The organism is Adhaeribacter pallidiroseus (genome assembly GCF_003340495.1).
GTDB lineage: Bacteria > Bacteroidota > Bacteroidia > Cytophagales > Hymenobacteraceae > Adhaeribacter > Adhaeribacter pallidiroseus.
Genome location: NZ_QASA01000001.1, coordinates 1,806,950 through 1,828,392, shown reverse-complemented (window position 1 = coordinate 1,828,392; position 21,443 = coordinate 1,806,950). Strand labels below are relative to the sequence as shown.

Annotated in this window: 22 protein-coding genes and 1 pseudogene; 3 read left to right on the top strand and 20 right to left on the bottom strand. The window is 43.0% G+C overall.

What is annotated here, in order from left to right; genetic code table 11:
• Window positions 1–139 precede the first annotated feature (139 nt).
• The 10 genes from AHMF7616_RS07065 to ureA form a co-directional block, all read right to left on the bottom strand.
• Window positions 140–952: an MBL fold metallo-hydrolase gene (locus AHMF7616_RS07065; RefSeq protein WP_115372251.1), complete on the bottom strand. Its 813-nt coding sequence runs from the start codon at window positions 950–952 to the stop codon at window positions 140–142.
• 102 nt (window positions 953–1,054) lie between these two features.
• Window positions 1,055–1,435, bottom strand: coding sequence for an SRPBCC domain-containing protein (locus AHMF7616_RS07060; RefSeq protein ID WP_115372250.1), 381 nt, complete (start codon window positions 1,433–1,435; stop codon window positions 1,055–1,057).
• A 103-nt stretch (window positions 1,436–1,538) separates the two neighbouring features.
• Window positions 1,539–2,240, bottom strand: coding sequence for an urease accessory protein UreH domain-containing protein (locus tag AHMF7616_RS07055; protein ID WP_115372249.1), 702 nt, complete (start codon window positions 2,238–2,240; stop codon window positions 1,539–1,541).
• Between the two features lie 12 nt (window positions 2,241–2,252).
• Complete coding sequence (locus AHMF7616_RS07050) at window positions 2,253–3,065, bottom strand: urease accessory protein UreD (RefSeq protein ID WP_115372248.1); 813 nt, start codon at window positions 3,063–3,065, stop codon at window positions 2,253–2,255.
• Window position 3,066: 1 nt separating this feature from the next.
• Window positions 3,067–3,708: an urease accessory protein UreG gene (gene ureG / locus AHMF7616_RS07045; RefSeq protein ID WP_115372247.1), complete on the bottom strand. Its 642-nt coding sequence runs from the start codon at window positions 3,706–3,708 to the stop codon at window positions 3,067–3,069.
• A 33-nt stretch (window positions 3,709–3,741) separates the two neighbouring features.
• Window positions 3,742–4,434, bottom strand: coding sequence for an urease accessory protein UreF (locus AHMF7616_RS07040; RefSeq protein ID WP_233507386.1), 693 nt, complete (start codon window positions 4,432–4,434; stop codon window positions 3,742–3,744).
• A 5-nt stretch (window positions 4,435–4,439) separates the two neighbouring features.
• The gene (ureE, locus tag AHMF7616_RS07035) at window positions 4,440–4,955 is read right to left on the bottom strand and encodes an urease accessory protein UreE (protein ID WP_115372246.1); all 516 of its coding nucleotides are present in this window, start codon (window positions 4,953–4,955) and stop codon (window positions 4,440–4,442) included.
• A gap of 55 nt (window positions 4,956–5,010) precedes the next feature.
• Entirely contained in the window at window positions 5,011–6,732 is a 1,722-nt protein-coding gene (ureC, locus tag AHMF7616_RS07030; RefSeq protein WP_115372245.1) for an urease subunit alpha, read from the bottom strand.
• On the bottom strand, window positions 6,729–7,103 hold the full coding sequence (locus tag AHMF7616_RS07025; RefSeq protein WP_115372244.1) for an urease subunit beta: 375 nt from the start codon (window positions 7,101–7,103) through the stop codon (window positions 6,729–6,731). The genes ureC and AHMF7616_RS07025 overlap by 4 nt, the downstream gene beginning before the upstream one ends.
• Before the next feature lie 18 nt (window positions 7,104–7,121).
• Entirely contained in the window at window positions 7,122–7,424 is a 303-nt protein-coding gene (ureA, locus tag AHMF7616_RS07020) for an urease subunit gamma (protein ID WP_115372243.1), read from the bottom strand.
• A 445-nt stretch (window positions 7,425–7,869) separates the two neighbouring features.
• On the opposite strand from ureA, the gene AHMF7616_RS07015 reads away from it, so the two are divergent.
• Window positions 7,870–8,172: a hypothetical protein gene (locus AHMF7616_RS07015; RefSeq protein WP_115372242.1), complete on the top strand. Its 303-nt coding sequence runs from the start codon at window positions 7,870–7,872 to the stop codon at window positions 8,170–8,172.
• A gap of 101 nt (window positions 8,173–8,273) precedes the next feature.
• Window positions 8,274–8,651 carry a hypothetical protein gene (locus AHMF7616_RS07010; RefSeq protein ID WP_115372241.1) on the top strand — a complete coding sequence of 126 codons (378 nt, stop codon included), beginning with the start codon at window positions 8,274–8,276 and terminating at the stop codon, window positions 8,649–8,651.
• A 60-nt stretch (window positions 8,652–8,711) separates the two neighbouring features.
• Here AHMF7616_RS07010 and AHMF7616_RS07005 read toward each other — a convergent pair.
• A pseudogene (locus AHMF7616_RS07005) lies at window positions 8,712–9,743 on the bottom strand (spore photoproduct lyase family protein).
• A 373-nt stretch (window positions 9,744–10,116) separates the two neighbouring features.
• On the opposite strand from AHMF7616_RS07005, the gene AHMF7616_RS26335 reads away from it, so the two are divergent.
• A complete protein-coding gene (locus AHMF7616_RS26335; RefSeq protein ID WP_158546115.1) occupies window positions 10,117–10,293 on the top strand; it encodes a hypothetical protein in 177 nt (58 codons plus the stop codon).
• A gap of 547 nt (window positions 10,294–10,840) precedes the next feature.
• Here AHMF7616_RS26335 and AHMF7616_RS06995 read toward each other — a convergent pair.
• The 9 genes from AHMF7616_RS06995 to AHMF7616_RS06955 form a co-directional block, all read right to left on the bottom strand.
• Entirely contained in the window at window positions 10,841–11,923 is a 1,083-nt protein-coding gene (locus AHMF7616_RS06995) for an SPL family radical SAM protein (RefSeq protein WP_115372239.1), read from the bottom strand.
• A gap of 461 nt (window positions 11,924–12,384) precedes the next feature.
• Window positions 12,385–14,526 (bottom strand): molybdopterin cofactor-binding domain-containing protein, encoded by a 2,142-nt coding sequence (locus AHMF7616_RS06990; RefSeq protein ID WP_115372238.1) that lies wholly within the window; start codon window positions 14,524–14,526, stop codon window positions 12,385–12,387.
• Window positions 14,527–14,528: 2 nt separating this feature from the next.
• Window positions 14,529–14,990 (bottom strand): (2Fe-2S)-binding protein, encoded by a 462-nt coding sequence (locus AHMF7616_RS06985; protein WP_115372237.1) that lies wholly within the window; start codon window positions 14,988–14,990, stop codon window positions 14,529–14,531.
• Between the two features lie 244 nt (window positions 14,991–15,234).
• Window positions 15,235–15,972: a 6-phosphogluconolactonase gene (gene pgl / locus AHMF7616_RS06980; protein WP_115372236.1), complete on the bottom strand. Its 738-nt coding sequence runs from the start codon at window positions 15,970–15,972 to the stop codon at window positions 15,235–15,237.
• Complete coding sequence (zwf, locus tag AHMF7616_RS06975) at window positions 15,969–17,510, bottom strand: glucose-6-phosphate dehydrogenase (RefSeq protein ID WP_115372235.1); 1,542 nt, start codon at window positions 17,508–17,510, stop codon at window positions 15,969–15,971. Before zwf ends, pgl begins: the two co-directional genes overlap by 4 nt.
• Before the next feature lie 192 nt (window positions 17,511–17,702).
• Window positions 17,703–19,118 (bottom strand): NADP-dependent phosphogluconate dehydrogenase, encoded by a 1,416-nt coding sequence (gene gndA, locus AHMF7616_RS06970; RefSeq protein ID WP_115372234.1) that lies wholly within the window; start codon window positions 19,116–19,118, stop codon window positions 17,703–17,705.
• Between the two features lie 119 nt (window positions 19,119–19,237).
• A complete protein-coding gene (locus AHMF7616_RS06965) occupies window positions 19,238–19,855 on the bottom strand; it encodes an HAD family hydrolase (protein ID WP_115372233.1) in 618 nt (205 codons plus the stop codon).
• Window positions 19,855–20,982: a transaldolase gene (gene tal / locus AHMF7616_RS06960; RefSeq protein ID WP_115372232.1), complete on the bottom strand. Its 1,128-nt coding sequence runs from the start codon at window positions 20,980–20,982 to the stop codon at window positions 19,855–19,857. Before tal ends, AHMF7616_RS06965 begins: the two co-directional genes overlap by 1 nt.
• A complete protein-coding gene (locus AHMF7616_RS06955) occupies window positions 20,979–21,434 on the bottom strand; it encodes an RpiB/LacA/LacB family sugar-phosphate isomerase (RefSeq protein ID WP_115372231.1) in 456 nt (151 codons plus the stop codon). Before AHMF7616_RS06955 ends, tal begins: the two co-directional genes overlap by 4 nt.
• Window positions 21,435–21,443 lie beyond the last annotated feature (9 nt).

Sequence of the window (21,443 nt, the reverse complement as noted above, 5' to 3'; positions counted from 1 at the left end):
ATTTGCAAATTACCCTAGGAATACAAAATAAATACAATAAGATGAATTTACTTCAATAGCATAGTCGATATCCATGGAACAGGTAATATAAATACACTTTCGTAAAAAAATCTTTTTGCAAGCTACATACTTGATATTTTTAATTATCGAACAATTGATACATCCTAGAAGGCTCTAGCACTTGGTTAGCAGATATGGCGTAAACTGGAGTTTCCGAGTAACGAGAGGCAACTACTACTTCTGTGCCGTTTGCATGATTGTTAAACAGCTCGTAAACTAACTTGGGACAATTATTTTGTTGGGAAAGGTGCGACAGCAAAACATGGCTCATATACCGCGGCTTGTGGCTAGTAAATAACGCGAGTGCTTGTCTATTGGATAAATGGCCTTTGTTGCTTCGAATTCTGTTTTTTAAATAATAGGGATAATGACCATTTTGTAATAGGTTTTCGTCGTAGTTCGTTTCCAGAAAAGCTGCGTGACATTGCTGAAAATGAGAAATGACATGCTCACAAGCAAAACCAATATCGGTAAATACGCCGATTTTAACGCCTTTGCAAGAAATTAAAAAACTATGCGGATCGGAAGCATCGTGAGATTTTGGGAAAGCAATAATTTGCAGATCGCCAATAGTTACGGGCTGGAAACCGACTAACGGTACGGTTAAAAATTGCTCTGAGCCCAGTCGGCTGTTTTGCAGGGTAGCAGGGGTAATAAAAACCGGCAGATTGTGTTTGCGGGCAAGAACGGCCAAACCTCTGATATGATCGGAATGCTCGTGCGAAATAAAAACAGCTCTTACTTTAGAAATAGATAAGTTTAAACGATGCAAACGTTTTTCCGTTTCCCGGCAGGAAATGCCGGCATCCACCAAAACCGCATCGTGTTCATTACCGATATAATAACAGTTACCGTTACTACCAGAATTTAAGGAAGTAATAAATAAAGCCATAGAATTACAAGTTAACCAATATTACCGCAAGTAATCTATGGATTCCGGACAAAAATTTACAAGTAGCTGAAGCAGAGCTAAACAAAAAAACTAAGAAATAACTTAATCTTCGTAGAAATCCTGCAAGGCCCCAAAGTAACTGGAGTCCCAACCTTCGGTAATATCTTCAAAATCTTGATCCGGAATATTGGTATGCCTCAACTCTACCGAAGTGCCTTGTTTATGCGGGTGCAAAATAATTGTAACCAGAGAAGGCTCTGGTTGTTCGCCAAAGTACCATTCCTGAACTATTTTCCGCCCCGGTTCAAACTCGATATTTTTACCAACGATGCTATCATCCCAAAGAGAAAACTCAGAGCCAGGCTCCGTAGACATTTCGGCTTTTTCGCCGGTCCAGAGTTGCAAAGTGGCCGGGATAGTCAAAGCATTATAAACTTCTTCCGGGTCGGCGGATAAAATGTAGTATTTTTTAAAATTTTTCATAAGGTCATACAACAAACAAGTCGAAAAGGTTTACAAATAAAGGTTGATTAACCTGACGATAAGGGATGCTTTTTAACATTACTTGATGCGGTATAATTTCTTTTTACCAGCCTAAAAACAACATGCCTATCCCACAAGCCACAATGGTAGAACCGCCAATGGCGTGCACATACCGCTCTAATACTGAATTTTTAAAAAAAGATATTCCATAGTAACCCAGCAGCACCATAGCTACCATGGTAAGAATGGTAAACAGCGTAAAAATACTTACCAGCCAGATTATACCAGCGGTAGAATCCTGAGCTGCCGGATAGGAAAGCAAAGGTATCAGCGGTTCGCAAGGGCCTAATATAAAAATAATAAATAGTACCCACGGCGTAACTTTTTTGCGCTGGTGCGGATAAACAACTTCGCCGGGGCGGTGCTCATATACATAAACAGAACTATCCGGGTAGGCATCGAAATGTTTATGCGGTCGGTTTTGATACGCTTGCTTTAATCCCCAGACGGTATACAGCACACCAAATAAAAGGAGCCCCCAACCCGCTAAACCTCCCCGCACCTGTTCCAACCAACTTAGTTTGGAAAGGGACCAGCCTAAACCAATACCCACTAATCCGAGCAAAACAGAACTTCCTACATGCCCTAATCCACAAACTACGGTACAGGTAATCGTTTTTATTACAGACCAATTCCGGGTTCGGGAAAGTGCAATAAAAGGTACGTAATGATCCGGACCCGTAATGGTATGAATAAAACTAATACCAATGGCGGTTAAGGTTAAAAGCTGAAACTCGGCAGTCATAAGCATAAAAGTTCATTTTTCCGGACTAAGCAATATTTCGGAACCAGCTATGTTTTCTAGTAACAAGGCACTTATTTCCTGCAGGCAACTAAATAATTGTTCTCCGCTAGTTCCAAGTATTCGTATTAAAATTCCGTTAGAAGCAATCTCGGTTAAACCAACGGCTACATTATTGATTTTTAAAAAATATTCCTGTACCAACTCCAAAAGCGTTGCTGCATCTGGTCCGGCAGGTAACAATACCAAATTAGCTTGGTGCGAATAATCTTCGTAAAGCCCTAAATTTTGTAAGCGGGTGGTTCCGGGGCAAAGCAGTAATTGATCTTTAAAAATCAGGCGATCTCCATTATAGATTTTTAAAATAGTGTGCAAAGAAGTAAATTTAAATGCTTCGCCGGATAACTTTCGGCCACAAGTAATAATTTCTCCCCAGACAAGCCGCGATTCTTCGGCCATGTTTATAACGGTATGGCTGTAAAACCGGGAATTTTCGTGGGGCACTACCGGATGCGGAATAAAACAGAAGTAACTTTTTGCCGCCAGGTTAACCACCATCTCCTGGCGAGCTCCGTTATCCATTTTAAAAATTCGTTGGTAAGATTGGGTTTGTAGATGCAGACGACTACCTGAGTTTAAATGAATGTTAATTTTATAATGATCATTGTCCAGAACGCCCGGCGAAGAGCTTCGAATCATTAGGTAAAGCGTAGGATTTTCCGGGTGCTCCCCTACTGGTGCTATTTTAAAAGGATGGGTACAGTAGGCCTGACCCAGAAAACTTTTACCCGTGCGATTAGCAACTGTAAATGTAAGTTCGCCAATCATTTTACTCGGCCTGTCCGGTAGTTACCATATCTTCCAACAAGGCATATTTTTTTATCCAGGCAATTACCTGATCTAGCCCTTGCAAATTCATCAGATTGGTAAATATAAAAGGGCGGCCAAGCCGCATCCGGGCAGCATCGCTTTCCATTATTTCTAAACTGGCTCCAACGTAGGGAGCAAGATCTATTTTGTTAATAATTAATAAATCCGATCGCGTAATGCCTGGTCCGCCTTTCCGGGGGATTTTATCCCCCTCGGCTACATCAATTACGAATATGGTTACATCCGCTAACTCCGGACTAAAGGTCGCTGAAAGATTATCCCCGCCACTTTCTATGAAAATAATATTTAAGTCCGGAAAACGATTAGCTAATTCATCTACGGCTTCCAGGTTCATGCTGGCATCTTCGCGGATAGCGGTGTGCGGACAGCCTCCGGTTTCTACTCCAATTATTCTGTCGGGCGGGAGCAAACTATTCCGGGTTAAAAATTCGGCATCTTCTTTCGTGTAAATATCATTGGTAATAACGCCCACACTGTAAGCACCCACAAATTGCCGCGACAAACGTTCTATTAAAGCTGTTTTACCTGAGCCAACCGGACCGGCTACCCCAATTTTTATGTATTTACGTTCGTTAGCCATTATCTAAAATCTTTTTTTAAAATTTTCTGTTTCTCAGGACATATACAGCCGGGTATATAGCCGCTCGTGCTGCATGCTCCGGATATCAAAACCCACGGTACAAACTCCCACTAAATCCCTTGACAGCCCTAAATTATTGGCAACTAAATGAGTTATGGTATTCTGTAAATTAAAAAGGATTTTTTGCCCATCCATCTGGCCCAATGGAATTAGCTTGACACAATTTGTTACCAGGCCAGCCGCTGCATTGTAATAAAAAGCGGTTAAGGCATCGGTTAGGTTAATGTTTAAAGCCTGGGCATATATTCCAAAAACTAAACTATAATGGCCAAGCGCCTGCTGTTGAGCAATGGCGGTTTCGTAAGCGGTGGCTAAGTCGGACTCAATTAAGCGCTGAAAAATTTTTAACAACCGGATGCCCAATTTCTGGCTGGCTTGCCTGACTTCCCGAGGACTTTTAAGAGCCGTACATTCGGTGTCGAGTAATAGTATTTCGTTAAAATTGGTAGCAGTAGCTGCGTGGTATGCTAAATGCACAAAAGCGGCATCGTTGTAAAAAATATTTTGCGCGAGCATGGTTTCTACTAATTCTGTCGCGGTAGGGGTATCTCGCACTAAGCCTAATTGCACGTATGTCTCCAAACCATAAGAATGGCTGTACCCCCCGATTGGCAACATAGGATCTGCCAGTTGCAACAGATGAAGTAGATTAACTGCTTCGTTCAAAATCTTTAAGATTTAGTGCTTAAGTTGAGGATTTTAGTAAATAAGGTTTCGCCGGATTTACTTACCCGTTCGTGTTCATGTGGTACCACATTAGCTTTCAGCATGTGTAAAAGCTTGCGTGTTTTAATTTGTGGCTGGTAACCGCTGGCGGCTAATAAGCGAAACAAAGGAGCTTCGTAAGGGACTAACACTTCATCATCCTGAATAAATAAAGGCAGATGCTTATTGCCGATTTCGTAACAAACAGTACCCATTTGCAATAAACTTTGCGGCGTAATAACAATGGCCTCGCAAGCAATAATGGATACCACAATAGCTGCTGACTCATTTACCCACAAAACATCTCCTTCCTGCAAGCGCAAACCTTCTTGTAAAAGCTTTATGGCTACTTCCTGGCCAGCGGCCGTTTCTTTGCGAATAATGCGTTTGGTTGTTTCAAACCATTCCAGGTACAAATAATCAACAGTACGATTTGCTAAACTTAAAAAAGCTGTATTCCCTATTATTTCCTTGATGATCATGGTAACAAACAGCTTTAATTTAAGAGATTTTTAAATTTTTTATTTCTAAGGTGCCTTAAAATAGAAAATAGCGCTGGGCTAAGGCTACTTCTTTCAAAGGTTCGCAGGAGATTTTTGCACCATCAACCCGCACTTCGTAGTTTTCCGGGTTTACCTCAATATTGGGCGTCTGATCATTGTGAATCAAATCTTTTTTACTGATGTTCCGGCAATTTTTAACCGGTAGCACTATTTTCTGCAAATTGTATTCCGCTACAATGCCATTATCGAAAGCAGCTTGCGACACAAAAGTGGCGCAGGTTTTAAATAATGCTTTGCCGTGGGCGCCAAACATTTTCCGGTAAATTACGGGTTGGGGCGTCGGGATAGATGCATTCGGGTCACCCATTTTACTGGCGATGATCATCCCACCTTTAATAATCATCTCGGGTTTAGCCCCGAATAAGGCGGGTTTCCAAAGCACGAAATCGGCCATTTTACCTACTTCTATAGAACCTACGTAATCGGCAATGCCGTGCGTAATAGCCGGGTTAATGGTGTATTTCGCCACATATCGTTTCGCCCGGAAATTATCATTGTTTTGATTTAAATCTTCCGGTAAAAAGCCGCGTTGTTTTTTCATTTTATCGGCCGTTTGCCAGGTGCGGAGAATAACTTCCCCCACCCGACCCATGGCTTGCGAATCGGAACTCATCATGCTAAATACTCCCAGATCGTGCAAAATGTCTTCAGCCGCAATAGTTTCGGGCCGAATCCGGGAATCGGCAAAAGCCACATCCTCCGGCACATTCTTGTCCAGATGATGGCACACCATGAGCATATCCAGGTGCTCGTCGATGGTATTTATAGTATAAGGTCGGGTAGGATTGGTGGAGGAAGGCAAAATATTTAAAAAAGATGCCGCTCGTATAATATCCGGGGCGTGCCCGCCACCCGCGCCCTCGGTATGGTACGTATGGATCACCCGTCCGTTAATGGCTTTTAAAGTATGTTCCAGAAAACCCGATTCGTTCAGCGTATCAGTGTGGATAGCTACCTGCACATCGTATTTATCGGCCACGTTTAAAGAAGCTTCGATCACGGCCGGAGTTGCCCCCCAGTCTTCGTGTATTTTTAAACCTAAAGCCCCGGCTACTATTTGTTCTTCCAGAGGAGCCTCGGTGGCACAGTTTCCTTTTCCCAGAAAACCTAAGTTCATGGGGAAATCTTCGGCCGCTTCGAGCATTTTTTGCATAAACCATTTACCCGGCGTTACGGTAGTGGCATTGGTACCATCGGCCGGACCCGTGCCGCCCCCAATCATGGTAGTAACACCACTATACAAAGCGTGTTCTATTTGCTGCGGACAAATAAAATGTATGTGCGAATCAATACCTCCGGCAGTTAAAATTAAACCGGCCCCGCCGTGTACTTCGGTAGCGGCCCCTATAATCATGTTGGGGTGTACGCCATCCATAATATCCGGATTACCCGCTTTGCCAATACCGGCAATTTTACCATCCTTTATGCCTACATCCGCTTTTACAATGCCCCAATAATCCAGCACGATTACGCTGGTAATTGCCATATCTAATACGCCTTCGTCCCGTTTAGCCGTGCTGGATTGGGCCATGCCATCGCGCACCGTTTTGCCGCCTCCAAACTTACTTTCTTCGCCGTAAACCGCGTAATCTTTTTCAATTTCGATCAGAATATCGGTATCGCCCAGTCGTACCTTATCGCCGGTAGTAGGGCCGTACATGTTGGCGTACTTAATTTTGTTTATTCTCAGGCTCATAATTCTTTCATTTTAAACTGAGCCTGTTCTGCTTTGGTCAGGCTTTGCTGCTTGATCGCCGGGTCCGTGGTAGCGCCATTTACTAGTAGGTTCATGCCAAAAACTTTTCTATGGCCGCCTAATTCTACCAGCACCACTGTTTTTTCTTCGCCGGGTTCAAAGCGCACGGCTGTGCCGGCCGCAATGTTCAGGCGCATCCCAAAAGCTTGCTCCCGGTTAAAGGCTAATTGTGGATTAACTTCAAAAAAATGAAAATGCGACCCTATTTGCACGGGCCGATCTCCGGTATTTACTATAACTAAGGTACGGGTGCGGCGACCGGTATTTGCTTCAATATTACCTTTAGGTATGAAATATTCTCCTGGAATCATGTATGATGCAGCTATACGTTATCGGATAGGATGATGAACGGTTACGAGTTTGGTACCGTCCGGGAAGGTGGCTTCTACTTGTATTTCTTCAATCATCTCCGGAATTCCTTCCATCACATCTTGCCGGGTGAGAATGGTAGCGCCAAAATGCATTAATTCGGCTACGGTTCTTCCGTCGCGGGCGGCTTCCTGCACCTGGCTGCTGATTAAAGCAATGGCTTCGGGGTAATTTAACTTTAATCCCCGGGCTTTTCGTTTTTCGGCCAATTCACCAGCTAAATACAACAACAGTTTTTCGGTTTCACGAGGAGTTAAATGCATAACAGCTGGATAAAATTTCTTTTAAAACGAAGGTAAATTAAGGTGATGAAATACTCAAATTATAATTAACTAGTTTAAATTTAAAGGCGCTTACCAAAATTTTTTAATTTATTCTGATTGCACTCCTAAAATTTAAGGCTTAAATTTGTATAAACATACATAAATTTAAAAATATACTCCAATATGAAACCTTCTACAATCAAAAACATATACAAGTAGGACCTTCTGCCAATATCGAAAGATGTTCTTATCTATTTTAAAGGTGAAGGCAAAAGATAAGAAATCTGGCAGTTAAGAATTTAAAAATGGTAATTGTTTTCCCACCTACAAGCCATAAACTTATTATTCAAAAATAAATACGATCCTCTATTTTACCCGATTTACTCAGGAAATAAATAGGTAAACATAGAAAGTAGCACCCAGTATAAACCTAATTAATTACTAAATGGAAGAAATCACTATTAAGGTAATCGAAAAATTAAAAGATGCCGAATCTAAAGATCAGATGTTAGACATTGTCACGCAGAAGTTGCAGATTTTAGTAAAGAAATTTGAAGACCGGGTGTTTACCACCTTTACTCCTTCGCGGGAATACAAAGCGGATAAATCGGCCAAAGAAGAAATCATCTACATCAAAGCGGTTTTAGAAGGTACCGGCGTACCGGAAGTGAGAAATCCCGAAAAGTTTTCGTTAATTAAAAAGCATGTCGAGCAGGCTAGCTATCGATTTAGTGGAGCCATGCGGTAATTGGCTGTTATTTTTACTTTTAAATTAAGGTTACATCAAGCTGCAGAAGAACCTAGGCTCTTAGGACTGCGTACAGGTAAGTTCACTAAGCACTTACTACGATGGCATTAGCAGAAGAAGATAAACAAACGACCCCAAATAAACCTAAAACCGTTAATTCGGATTATCACCAGGACCAAGCGAACGGCAATCAGCCCGATCCAAGTGCCTACCGCAACGTAGGTCCGAATGGCGAAACCGAGCGCAACGACCAAAAAGATTCTTTAAGTAATTTACACATTGGCGGCAACGAAACCACCGGTTACGGAGCCAACGATCCGGAAAGCAAAGAATCGATAGCGCAAGGTCCCGGTTTTGAGTTTGAAGGTAGTTACGACGAAATGGATGGCCAAACCAACGGTATCCGGGCCAACGACCAACCTTTTGGCAGCAAAGAAACCAAACCCGAAGAATCAGATTCGGATTACAGCCGGATATAGGTTTGTTAATTTAAAAAATAGAAAAAGGCCGGTAAACGAACCGGCCTTTTTGCTGTAAATTTAAAAAATATACCGAATGGGGCACCACGGAATAATTTCCTGATGCAATTGCTTAAACTCCGAAATTAGCTGATTCTTTAATTGGTGCTGATACCGCACGTTAATACCGCCAAACTGGCTGCGTTTCGTCTCCTGGGTTTCCGGCGTCCAAATCAACGATTCTGCTTTTGGATTAATGGCCAGGTTGGCTTCGTGCTGCCAGAAGTTATGCGTTAAAAAATTAACTTCGCAACTCATCTGTTCTTTTACTTTGGGATGCACCACCGCATTTAGTTCCTCAAATAATTCCCGGTAATCTTGCTGCCAGCCCTCGTAAACAATAACCGGCGAAAAATTAACGTGCACCTCTTAACCCGCCTGGTAAAAATCATTAATGGCTGATATGCGTTTTTCTACCGAATCGGTACGTACATCTACCAACTTGCTTACTTTGTGGGGCAATAAACTAAACCGGATGCGCACCTTACCCTGTGGATCGTAGGTAAGCATTTCCGGATTCACAAACTTAGTGGCAAAAGTGGCAAAAGCTTTCGGATGCTTCCGGTAAAAATCAACGGCTACTTGCACGTTATCCGATAAAGCGGCATCCACCGAAATATCCGAATTACAACCAATATCGTAGGTGTAATATAAAGGATGAGTTTGGTTAGGTATCTTTGGCCAAACCTGCTTTTGTACGTGCTTATCCACAGCAGCCAGAATTTCTTCGGTGTTGGTAAACAAGGTTATAGGATTAACCGCTTTATTCCGGTCGACGTAGCAATACGCACACGCACCCATACAGCCGTTGGCTAAGCTGGGAGAAATAAAATCAGAACTGCGGCCACTTTCCCGGCAAACCAGTGTTTTCAACCTTCCTAAAACCAGTACTTCCGATTTAATCTGAAAGTGATTACTCTCGAGGGCAGGCAAGCGATTATGCTGTTGAATAACTTCGTGCCGGGCTGCCGGATGGGACAATAAAGCTTTCTGCCCCCGCTCATTCAAAGCGTCGGGCGTATAGAAAATAGTAGATGGCTGAAATGTCTGCATATGTATTAATAACAGTCCGGCTGGGCGTATGGTTCAGCCAGAAAAATACTAATAACATTGTTAATCAACTACTTACATATTATTGTAAGAGTAAAAGCAGGAAGTTTATTTTATTAATTTTAGCTTGAAAAAATAAAATTAATTATAATAATTTTTAATAAAATAGAGCTTATGTAGCTAATCATTTCCGGTCTGCTAATCTCTCATTAATCGAGTAAAATAATTAAGATAGTTCCTTTAACACCTAGATTTTTAAATTTTCCCAGAAATCAATAGGCTTTATCCTTTACAAAAACCTAATCATCTAAATAGGTGATACAATTGATAATTTTAGCCTGATTTTAGTTACCAAACTGCCATAATAATTTTATTTATGGAACTGAACAACTACCCAACCACCCAGCAAGAAGATTACGAAACATTAGCTAAAAATTTGAATATTTTAGCCGATGCATTAAGCCAAGAACAAGCAAACCACTATTTGCACCATCCGGAAACAATAAACCAGCTTACCGAACAAGCTTTACAGTTTTTAAGAAAATTAATTTAAATAAGGCCCCGATCAGGGGCTTTTTTGCGAAAATACTTTTGGCTACGCACATTGATAACAAACAAAAAATTACCCCAACACTTTATACTATTATGTTGTGCCTACTAGCAATGAAAATATTCCTTTAAAGCTGTTTTTTTAATTATTAATCGCCAGCAGTAAATAAAACTTTAGAAAGATTAGTTTGGTTATAGATGCAATCAGAAATAAAAAATAAAAATGAATAAAGAATCAAGCTCTACTCATAATTTATGTAACTTATAAGCCTGCATAATCTTGTTTTTAATTCTTGCACCTATGAATCCCTTAGCAATATTAGTGGTTTCTACCACCGGTTTTATTATTTCTAGTACTTGGCTTTTGATAGCCTTAAAAAAGAAATCAAGTTCTTCCGAAAATAAATTAATTAAATAAAAAGAGCTAGATTTACCCAAATACCGGCGACTAATAACTAAGTTGCTTCTTTAAACTTTAAGTACACCGCTCACTATTACCCTAAAATAAATTAGTTTACAGGACAAAGGCAGGTATTACCTGCCTTTGTTGTTTAAGTCCAGTATAAAATGGGCGCATCCGGGAAACGGTGCTTTAATTCGCTTTGGAAAAAGCTGCGAAGCATGTTCATGGTTACCGCCGGGTACACAAACTTTTTACCACCAAACTTATTAAACTTTAACGAACGGGTACTTTCGTCAAAATCTATAGAAGTATTGGGGTACCATTCCTGCAACAACGCTTTGGAGCCGGGCGTAAACCGGTGGGTAATCAACTCAAAAGTAACTTCGCAAGAAAAGTTTAAGGCTTGTTCTAGGCGATCGAGTAAATAGGTGTACTGATCTTGCCAATCGGGTAAAGGCATAATAGGCGCCAATACAATACCAACTTTATACCCCCCGCCACCCAGCACTTTGGGCATGGCTAACTTACGGATGGCGGCTATTCGAGCATCCACAGAAGCAGTGCCCCCTTCCATGCGCGCCGCTACAAAATCTGTATTCAAACTGAGTCGCGGGTGCGTGTTGCCGTTATGCGCTAGTGGCAACAAGCCATCTACCTGGTCGAATTTAGAAACCCAGCGCAAGTGCATGTTTTCCTGCTCACCAAAAAAACGAATAGTTTCGGACAAACTGCCTGTAACGTGCTCAATACCCAACGGATCAGTATAACAACTCGCCTCGAAGGTAGTAACCTGGCCCGGTTTGCGGTAATTTTTTAAATTTTCGAGAATAGCTGGTAAGTTGGCGAAAGCCCGGATAACCGGGGGACCTTGTAAGCTACCGGCTAAATAACAATACTGGCAATGCGCCGGACATCCTTCGGCCAGATGAAATTGGTAATCGGCGGAAGGCGGAATGGGTTGCAGTTTAAAAGCACTGGCTGGTGCCGTAACAATAGCCAAAGTATTTTTAGCTTTCCGGTACGTTTCCCGCTCGTCTTCGCCGCGTAAACCAGTTAAGCGATTTTGTTTTAACTCTTCTACCGGTAAGCCTAAAGACTTCACCCGCTCGTACATCTGTTGCCCCCAAGGCTCTTGCAAAGCCGCCGGCGTAATAATAACACGCTTTGGCATCCATAATTTAGACTTACGAACAACTGATTTAACATTTACTTCTTCCTGAACTTCTGGCATATTAGAATTTATAAGTAAGTTACGTGTATGAAAGACACCAGGTCACTAACCTGAATTGACCATTTTACCTGGTTATTATCTTAACAACTATCCTTGCCTTATAATTCAGGATTTCAACTTTTCGGTATTAATTAAAGTTATTTATAATCAACAACTTAACTTAAATTTCCAATCTTTTTTTGGTTAATTTATAATAAAATTTTAGCAAAATTTCTATAGAAACAAACCTTAATGATTCCAAGTTTATCATTCCGGATTTCCTATCAGGTACTTAATTAAGGTAACTCTTTAAAGCCTTTTTGATTCACCTAGTTTTAGTGCAAGCGCTTTCACTTTCTACTGAGTAGAGGTGAGGCAAATATGTTATATAATCTAATGTACATTATTTTGTATAGTACAAAAGGCACAAAAAAGCCCGGAGAGAACAAGTTCTCTCCGGGCTTTTTAAAAATTTAAAAATTTTATATTACATCTTTTAGCTCTTGCTGTTCGGCAAATGGTTGATTTTTTAACCGCTTACCGGTAGCTTTAAATAAGGCATTGGCAACCGCGCCACCGGTGGGAGGCAAAGCAGGCTCACCTAATCCGGTGGGGTCAATGCCGTTATCAACAAAATTAACGTCGATTTCCGGTATTTCTTTTAAGCGAATTAAACGGTAGGTATCAAAGTTCTTTTGCGTAGGTAATCCGTCTTTAAACGTTAAATTGCCGTACATGGCGTGGCCAATACCATCTACAATACCGCCCATCATTTGCTGACGGGCCCCGCTTAAATTAACGACTATTCCACAATCGGCAGCGGCGTAGATTTTCTTCAGGACGGGTTTGCCTTTTTGCACCACTACTTCGCCTACTTGCGCTACGTAAGAAGCGTGTGAGAAATAAACACTGAAGCCCTGGAATACACCTTTCTTTTTGCCCCATTGTGCTTTTTCAGCGGCTAGTTGTATAACGCCTTTCATGCGGTCGATGTCGTATTTGATTTCACCTACGGGTTTGGCTTTAGCTTTGTCCAGTAAATCCAAACGGAATTGTACCGGATCTTTACCAGCTGCCTGGGCCACTTCGTCCATAAAAGATTGTTCGGCAAAGGCCAGGAAATTAGTAATAGGTGCGCGCCAAGGACCGGTGGTAATCGGCGACTGGTGTTCTACGGAATCTATTAATAAATTATCGACAGCTCCAGAAGGGAAATTATGTTCCCGGGTAGAGTTACCCGCATTAATACTGGCCCCCCGTAACTTATAGCCAATTAAATTATTCTGAGCATCTAAAGCTGCTTCAAAACGGTACCGAACGGCTGGTCGGTAAGATCCACCTGTCATATCGTCTTCGCGGGTCCAGATTACTTTAACCGGCGCTTTTACCAGGTTAGAAACTTCTACTGCCTCTAACACATAATCGGCTTTTAACCGGCGCCCAAAACCACCACCTAAACGGGTAATTTCTACCGTTACTTTTTCCGGCGGAATGTTCAATAACTTAGCCGTTTCGTTGCGCGCTAAATCCGGCGTTTGGGTAGGCCCTACTAATTCTACCCCGTCCGGCCGAACGTGGGCAAAAAAGTTCATCGGCTCCATGGGACTATGCGACAGAAAAGGACACTGGTATTCGCTTTTAATTACTTTTGCCGCGTTTTTAAATGCCGATTCCACATCGCCATCCTTGCGCCGCTCGGTAGCCTCCGGTTTATTCAGTAACTCCTGCATAATCCGGTCATGGTCGGCGGTGCTTTCGATGTTGCCTTCTTTTTCGTATTCAATTTTCAAAGCTTCGCGGGCTTTTTTAACCTGCCAGGTAGATTTACCCACTACCGCTACGCTGTTCTTAAACGTAACTACATCCACTATGCCCGGCATAGCTTTAGCGGCTGCCGAATCTACTGCTTTTAATTTCATACCGAAGGCGGGCCGTTGCACCATGGCAAACAACATTCCTTCGCGATAGAAATCCAAGCCAAAAAGTGGTTTACCCGTTACAATGGAGTGGTGTTCCACGTTTTTAATGGGTTTACCGATTAACTTAAAATCTTTGCGGTCTTTTAATTTTACTTCGGCAGGTACCGGAATTTGGGAGGCTTCGGTAGCCAGTTCGCCGTAAGTTAGCTTGCGGTTACTGGTTTTATGCCATACTACTCCTTTGTCTGTACTAAGCTCCGTTACCGGAACGTTCCAGCGCTTGGCAGCCGCCTCCATTAGCATTTGGCGCGCGGTAGCTCCAGCTTTACGCAACCGTTGCCAGGAATGCGGCACCGCCCCGCTACCGCCGGTTAACTGGCGTTCGTATTTTTTATCTAATTTAGCTTGTTCTACTTTAACTTTAGCCCAATCCGCGTCCAGTTCTTCGGCCACAATCATCGGGAAAGAAGTTTTAATATTCTGCCCTAGTTCCGGGTTGGGAGAATAAATGGTAATCAGGCCATCCGTGGCTATTTTGAGGTAACTGTTAAATTCAATATTACCCGCTGCTATCGCGGCTTCATCCATTACCGCTGTAGTAGCGGCTTCGGTGCGGAACCAATTAAAACCCAGAAATAACCCGCCGCCGGCTGCAGCGGAAATTTTTAAAAAATTGCGCCGGCTATTTTGTACTTGCGTTGACATAGCTATTTGGTTTTAGTAGCGGCTAATTGAACAGCTTCTTTGATTCGGTGGTAAGTGCCGCAACGGCAAATATTACCCGTCATGCCGGCATCAATTTCGGCGGAAGTAGGTTTTGGATTTTTCTTGAGCAAAGCTGCGGCCGTCATAATCTGGCCAGCCTGGCAATAACCGCACTGCGAAACGTCCACTTCGTTCCAGGCTTGTTGTACCGGATGATCTCCTTTGGGTGATAAACCTTCGATAGTAACCACTTTTGATTTACCCAAGGCCGAAACCGGGTAAACGCAGGAACGAGTAGCCTCGCCGTTTACGTGCACGGTACAAGCGCCGCATTGGGCAATACCGCAACCATACTTGGTGCCGACCAACCCCAGGTGGTCGCGTAAAACCCACAAAAGTGGGGTGTCCGGCTCTACGTCGGCCTGGTAGCTCCGGCCATTTACTTGTAATTTATACTGGGCCATTAGATTACGGATTAAGTTTATCGGCTAATTTACTAAACTATTAAAATATTCCCATAGCTAATCCAATATTATTCATGAGAATATACTATAGATTAATACTTAAAAGCAGATTAAAATCCGTAATAATCTCACCCGATTTAAGTTTTTAAAAGAAAAACTTAAAAAGAGATTTACTAAATAGCCTTATAAAAAGGACTAAAGGAGGGTGAAAACGCTTCTAAAAATTAAAAATAAAGACCGAAGCCTATTCATTTTTTAAATTTTCAGACAGCTTGGCCGCAGCAGATTCATCCACCAGCCAAATAGTATTGCCGTTTACCGGATTAATTAACTGCGATGGATATTTTTTAAAATTACGTTCGCCTTCCTGCACCTGGTATAAAGCTTCTGCTTTTTTCTCACCAAAAGTTAAAAACATAATCTTCTTTGATCGATTTATGCAAGGTGCCGTAAGGGTTATCCGGTACATTTGCTGGGGTTCTAAATAATACGCCTGCACCCACCGCGATTGTTCCTGCAGTACGGCGGTACCCGGAAATAACGAAGCCGTGTGTCCATCGTCGCCCATACCCAACAGCATTAAATCAAAAAGCAGATCAGAATTACCAAAATGGTTACGGATGAGATTTTCATAATGATCGGCATACGCTTCGGGTGCTGAGTCACCATACATGGGAAAAATTTGATTTTTCGGAATTGGCACCGAATTTAGTAAAGCATCAAATGCCAATTTAGCGTTACTTCGTTCGTCGGAAAGCGGTACCCAGCGTTCGTCGCCCCAAAACACAAAGGTTTGCTCCCAAGGCACCTGTTCCCGGTAAGGTGATTGGGCCAACAAACGGTATAATTGTTCGGGTGAAGAGCCACCCGTTAGTGCCACGGAAAATTTGCCCTGATTCTTAACAGCTTCCTGGGCGGCTTGTACAAAAATATCCACTGCGGCTTGGCTTAACTCGGCGGTGTTTGGAAATACCCGGATCATGCTTTTGCTTTTTCTTTATTTTCTTTAGCTTGCCCATTACGCGACATTGTAACGGCCCAAGTATGCCCTTCGCGGGCAATTAAAGCTTCGGCATTCTCTGGTCCCCACATGCCAGCGGTATAGTTAGGGAATTCTAAGGATGGCCGCGATTCCCAGGTTTCCAGAATAGGGGTTATTACTTCCCAAGCAGTTTCTACCTGGTCGGAACGCATAAACAAAGTAGCATCGCCTTGTAAAGCATCTAGCAGCAAAGTTTCGTAAGCCTCCGGCGATTGCGTAGAACAATCGTCGTAATCAAAAACCATTTTGGCCGGCGTGAGTTGCATTTCCAAACCAGGTCTTTTGGCCATAAACCGCAACCGGATATCCATTTGCGGTTGAATGTTAATGGTTAAACGATTGGGCAATAAATTCTCCGAAAGAGCCGCTGAAAAAGTGGAATGCGGCACCGGTCGAAATTGTACGGTTATCGAAGAAGTTTTTTCTTGTAAGCGTTTGCCCGTGCGTAAGTAAAAAGGAACGCCTTGCCAACGCCAGTTGTCGAGGTAAAATTTTACTGCGGCAAAGGTTTCGGTATTGGAATGCGGATCCACGCTGGGTTCTTCGCGGTAGCCAGGTACTTGTTTGCCTTGCATCCAGCCGGAACCGTACTGGCCCCGTACCGCATGCTGATTCACCTGGTCCGGCGTAAAGCGGCGAATGGCCCGGAGTACATCTACCTTGCGGTTGCGAATTTCTTCGGCCTCGAACGACACCGGCGCTTCCATGGCAATCATGCACATAATTTGCAGCAAATGATTCTGAATCATGTCGCGAAGCGCTCCCACTCCTTCGTAATAACCGCCCCGTTCTTCTACGCCCACTTGCTCGGCTACGGTTATTTGCACGTAATCAATATAATTGCGGTTCCAGAGCGGTTCAAACAAAGCATTTGCAAAGCGAAAGGCCAATATATTCTGCACTGTTTCTTTACCTAAATAATGATCGATGCGGTAAATCTGGCTTTCCTGAAACGTACGGGTGAGGAGTTGATTTAAATTGCGGGCCGATTCCAAGTCTTTTCCAAAAGGTTTTTCCACAATAATCCGGTCACGGGCAATATCGCTGGCTAATCCGGCCGCGTGGACGTTAGTGGTAACCGCTTCAATAAACTGCGGCGCAATAGAAAGATAAAATAAGCGGTTAGCCCGTACTCCCCAGGCTTTATCAAACTCCCCAATTTTCTCGGCTAGTTGGGTATAAGCAGCGGGGTCGTTGATTTCGGAGGTATGATAAAGAATTTCGGAATTAAATTTATCCCAGTTTTCGGGGGTAGGCTGGCCACTGCGCGAAAATTCCGTTAAGCCCTCGTATAAACGCTGGCGGTAATCCGCATCATTTAGTTTGGTACGCCCTAGACCAATAATGGCGAACTTTTCGGGTAACCAGCCACTTAAAAACAAATTATAAAAAGCGGGTATCAGCTTTCGTTTGGTTAAGTCACCGGTTCCTCCGAAAATAACAACTACAGTGGGTTCTGTTCTTCCGCCTGCTATCATGGTAGTAACAATTAAAAATTTATTTGTTTAGGAAAGCTCGTTATAAGTAAAAGCTAAACTTGTAATGAAGTAGAGCTTTTGACTGATTACAATACTGCCTATTTTTTAATTTTTTTTAAATTTTTGATGCGATAAGCACCCGCTTTTTCTTGGGCAAAAGAAAAAATTGATCTATAAAGAGAGACACCTAGCTTAACTCCACTGCGTATGAAAAATGCCCTCTTGATCAATACGTTCGTAAGTATGTGCCCCAAAATAATCCCGTTGCGCCTGAATTAAATTAGTGGGTAGAACTGCACTCCGGTAAGCATCAAAGTAACTTAGAGAAGTTAGCAAGGCTGGCATTGGAATCCCTTTATCCACGGTTAATTTTACCACGGCCCGTACATCGGCTTGGTGTTGGGTTAAAGCAGCGCCAATATTTGGATCGAGCAGTAAATTAGGTAGATCGGAATTGGTGTTAAAAGCTTGCCGAATATCTTCGAGGCAGGCTGCCCGGATAATGCAACCGCCCCGCCAGATTTTAGCTACTTCTTGCATTTCTAATTCATAGTTATAAGCTTTAGAAGCTGTCCGGAGTTGCACAAAACCTTGGGCATACGTTACCAACATGGCAAAATAAAAGGCGCTGCGGAGCTGATTTATAATTTCCGTTGCCTCGGTGCCGGAGTTATTAGCAGTTATCCCGCCTAATTGTTGCGCAGCCAATACGCGTTCGTCTTTGTAAGCCGATAAGTCGCGCATGGTTACGGCCATGTCTACGGTAGGCAATGGCACCTGCAAGTCCATGGCGTTTTGGGAAGTCCATTTTCCGGTTCCTTTTTGGCGGGCCCGGTCCGATATCACGTTTACCAAAGGCTGACCCGTAACTTCATCTAATTTTTTTAAAATTTCACCGGTTATCTCTATTAAAAAAGATTGTACTTCGGTTTGATTCCAATCGGCGAATACCTGTTGCAAAGCACCGTCGCTCAAGCCCAGACCACGTTTCATGAAATCGTAGATTTCGGCGATGAGCTGCATAATGCCGTACTCAATGCCATTATGCACCATTTTCACGTAATTACCCGCGGAGCCATTGCCCAGAAAGGTAACGCAAGGTTCGCCGTTTACTTTAGCGGCTACTGCTTCAAAAATAGGTCGCAGTCGTTCGTAAGCCTGGCGGTCGCCACCGGGCATCATGCTGGGTCCGAAACGAGCGCCCTTTTCACCCCCCGAAATGCCCATACCAAAGAAGTGAATACCTTTCTCGGCCAAAGCTACTACCCGCCGGTCCGTATCCGGAAAGTAGGAATTACCGCCATCAATTACAATGTCGCCGGATGCCAGGTAGGGCAATAAACTGGCAATGGCCGAATCAACGGGTTTTCCTGCCGGCACCAGTAGCATTAATGCCCGGGGTAGTTTTAATGATTGAATAAATTCTTCGGCGTTAGTAGTTCCTTTTACCGGTTTTCCTTTGTCGGCTTCGTTCTCCAGGGCTAACGCTTTTACCGGATCTAAATCCAATCCTGATACGGCAAATCCGTGATCGGCTATATTTAAAAGTAAATTCCGGCCCATTACGCCTAAACCAACCATGCCAAAATCGTATTGTGTGTTGTCCATAAAAGGCTATATATTTTCTTGAGTTAAGAGAGTTCACAGGTAAAAATTTAAAAAAAATATTACCAAACCAACCTGCGTGTTTTAAAGCAATAGTTCTAACTTAGTAATTCGCAAAATTTTTAAACCAATCCCAATTTAGCTAAAGCTTGCTTGGTTAACGCATAATCAGTATGATGGATGCAATGCATACCTAAGCTACTGGCCACCTGCACAAACATTGGCCGGTCATCGACATACACCACTTGCTCGGGTGAAACCTGAGCAATGTCTAAAGCCATCTGGAATATATCCTGATCCGGTTTCCGAAAATGAACGTAGCACGAGGAAACAAACATATCTATAAACTGGTGTAAACCGAAATGGCGAACGCGATGTTCATTTAATTCCCGTCCTTCGTTGTTAACTGCCGCAATTTTTAATCTATACCGGTTTTTTAAATCTTTCATTAAATTGATCATATCCGGATATGGCCCGGTTTGATCCATGATAAATTGCGTAAATTCCTGGGGAGTGTACGCTCTTTTCTCGTAAAAAACAGTTCGTTTTAAGTACTCATCTAAACTTAATTTACCTGATTCGTAAGTATCAAAGGTTAGGTTGTGCCGCTCGTTGAGCTGTTCGTAATCCAGGTTAAATGTATCTGCCGCGCGCTTCCGGGCCTTACGGTCCCAACCGTTGGTTAGTAAAACCCCGCCAATATCCAGAAAAAGAGCTTTTATAGTTGTCGTCGCATTCATTATACCGCAGCGGCTGCTTTTCGTTTTTCTTCCAGAACCTGCATTAAACTGTTAAAAGGTTTGATAAACTTTTGAATACCTTCTTCTTCTAATTGCTTTGTAACCGCATCTAAATCAACGCCTACTTGCGGTAATTGCGCAATGAGATTCCGGGCTTCTTCGGTACCTTCTTCTAATCGGGCTGCTGGAATGCCGTGATCGCGGAAAGCATTCATGGTTTCCATGGGTACGGTATTTACCGTGTCGGGCCCAATCAAAGCTTCAATGTACATTACATCGCGATAAGCCGGGTTTTTGGTACTGGTACTGGCCCAAAGCAAGCGTTGCGGTTTAGCACCTTGCTCGGCTAAAACTTTAAACCTATCAGAATTAAATACTTCCTTGTAAATCTGGTAAGCCATTTTGGCGCTCGCAATAGCAGTTTTGCCTAACATTTGTTCGGCTAATGTGGCGTGTTCGCCCCCTGCTTGTTTTACTTTCTCCAGCATGGGATCTACCAGCGCATCAATGCGGCTTAGAAAGAAACTGGCTACGGAAGCTACATCACTCACCGGTTCGCCTTTTTGTACCCGTTGCTCTAAACCAGCTACGTAGGCTTCGGCTACTTGCCGGTAACGCTCCAGGCTAAACAGCAAAGTAACGTTAATGTTTATGCCTTGGCCGATAAGTTGCGTAATCGCGGGCAATCCTTCTGGGGTGCCGGGCACTTTGATCATCACGTTTTTCCGGTTCAAAGTTTCCCAGGAAGCTTGCGCTTCGGTTATTGTTCCGGCGGTATTCAGCGCCAGAATAGGCGATACTTCTAAACTCACGTATCCATCCAGGGCTTGGGTTTGTTCATAAACTTCCCGAAAAGTATCCGCGGCATTTTGCACGTCCTCAATAGCTACAGCTAAGAATATTTCTTCGGTAGACTTACCAGATTGACTCAAAGTTTTGATAGTATCCCAGTAGTCGTTGCTCCTAGCAATAGCTTCTTCAAATATCGCCGGGTTAGATGTAACGCCCCGCAGGTCATCTTCGTCGATGAGTTTTTTTAATTCGCCAGAAGCAATAAAGTTGCGGCGTATGTAATCCAGCCAGATGCTCTGGCCAAAAGATGAAACTTGAGCAAGAGAACTTTTCATGATAGATTCTTTTTTTCTAAAGCAATTACTTTATCTAAACGGCGGTGAAACCGTTCTTCTTTTTGAAATTGAGCTTTTAAGTAAGCCTGCACAATTTCCCAGATCAACATAGGGCCGATTACACGGCCACCCAGGCATAGTAAATTTAAATCGTCGTGCTCCACACCTTGGTGTGCGGAATAGCTTTCGGTAATTAAAGCCGCCCGTACACCAGCAAATTTATTGGCTGCTACCGACACCCCCACCCCACTGCCGCAAACGGCAATACCCCGCTCTACTTCCTGGCTCGCAATGGCTTGGGCTAATGGTATAATTATGTCCGGGTAATCGTCTTGGGCGTTGTACTCGTGAGCACCATAATCCGTTACTTCGTACTTAGCTTGGCGCAACTGTGTAATCAACTGTTGTTTTTGTTCAAAGCCGGCGTGATCCGCGGCAATTCCTATTTTCATACCCATTAA

What these genes read in the sequence shown, in the direction of transcription:
- ureE (WP_115372246.1), bottom strand. Translation starts at nt 4,955, where the DNA reads ATGATCATCAAGGAAATAATAGGGAATACAGCTTTTTTAAGTTTAGCA.
- AHMF7616_RS07010 (WP_115372241.1), top strand. Translation starts at nt 8,274, where the DNA reads ATGGCATTAGCAGAAGAAGATAAACAAACGACCCCAAATAAACCTAAA.
- tal (WP_115372232.1), bottom strand. Translation starts at nt 20,982, where the DNA reads ATGAAAAGTTCTCTTGCTCAAGTTTCATCTTTTGGCCAGAGCATCTGG.
- ureC (WP_115372245.1), bottom strand. Translation starts at nt 6,732, where the DNA reads ATGAGCCTGAGAATAAACAAAATTAAGTACGCCAACATGTACGGCCCT.
- AHMF7616_RS06955 (WP_115372231.1), bottom strand. Translation starts at nt 21,434, where the DNA reads ATGAAAATAGGAATTGCCGCGGATCACGCCGGCTTTGAACAAAAACAA.
- AHMF7616_RS07055 (WP_115372249.1), bottom strand. Translation starts at nt 2,240, where the DNA reads ATGACTGCCGAGTTTCAGCTTTTAACCTTAACCGCCATTGGTATTAGT.
- AHMF7616_RS06995 (WP_115372239.1), bottom strand. Translation starts at nt 11,923, where the DNA reads ATGCCAGAAGTTCAGGAAGAAGTAAATGTTAAATCAGTTGTTCGTAAG.
- AHMF7616_RS07065 (WP_115372251.1), bottom strand. Translation starts at nt 952, where the DNA reads ATGGCTTTATTTATTACTTCCTTAAATTCTGGTAGTAACGGTAACTGT.
- AHMF7616_RS06990 (WP_115372238.1), bottom strand. Translation starts at nt 14,526, where the DNA reads ATGTCAACGCAAGTACAAAATAGCCGGCGCAATTTTTTAAAAATTTCC.
- zwf (WP_115372235.1), bottom strand. Translation starts at nt 17,510, where the DNA reads ATGATAGCAGGCGGAAGAACAGAACCCACTGTAGTTGTTATTTTCGGA.
- AHMF7616_RS26335 (WP_158546115.1), top strand. Translation starts at nt 10,117, where the DNA reads ATGGAACTGAACAACTACCCAACCACCCAGCAAGAAGATTACGAAACA.
- pgl (WP_115372236.1), bottom strand. Translation starts at nt 15,972, where the DNA reads ATGATCCGGGTATTTCCAAACACCGCCGAGTTAAGCCAAGCCGCAGTG.
- AHMF7616_RS07050 (WP_115372248.1), bottom strand. Translation starts at nt 3,065, where the DNA reads ATGATTGGCGAACTTACATTTACAGTTGCTAATCGCACGGGTAAAAGT.
- AHMF7616_RS07060 (WP_115372250.1), bottom strand. Translation starts at nt 1,435, where the DNA reads ATGAAAAATTTTAAAAAATACTACATTTTATCCGCCGACCCGGAAGAA.
- AHMF7616_RS07015 (WP_115372242.1), top strand. Translation starts at nt 7,870, where the DNA reads ATGGAAGAAATCACTATTAAGGTAATCGAAAAATTAAAAGATGCCGAA.
- AHMF7616_RS07025 (WP_115372244.1), bottom strand. Translation starts at nt 7,103, where the DNA reads ATGATTCCAGGAGAATATTTCATACCTAAAGGTAATATTGAAGCAAAT.
- AHMF7616_RS06985 (WP_115372237.1), bottom strand. Translation starts at nt 14,990, where the DNA reads ATGGCCCAGTATAAATTACAAGTAAATGGCCGGAGCTACCAGGCCGAC.
- ureG (WP_115372247.1), bottom strand. Translation starts at nt 3,708, where the DNA reads ATGGCTAACGAACGTAAATACATAAAAATTGGGGTAGCCGGTCCGGTT.
- AHMF7616_RS06965 (WP_115372233.1), bottom strand. Translation starts at nt 19,855, where the DNA reads ATGAATGCGACGACAACTATAAAAGCTCTTTTTCTGGATATTGGCGGG.
- gndA (WP_115372234.1), bottom strand. Translation starts at nt 19,118, where the DNA reads ATGGACAACACACAATACGATTTTGGCATGGTTGGTTTAGGCGTAATG.
- ureA (WP_115372243.1), bottom strand. Translation starts at nt 7,424, where the DNA reads ATGCATTTAACTCCTCGTGAAACCGAAAAACTGTTGTTGTATTTAGCT.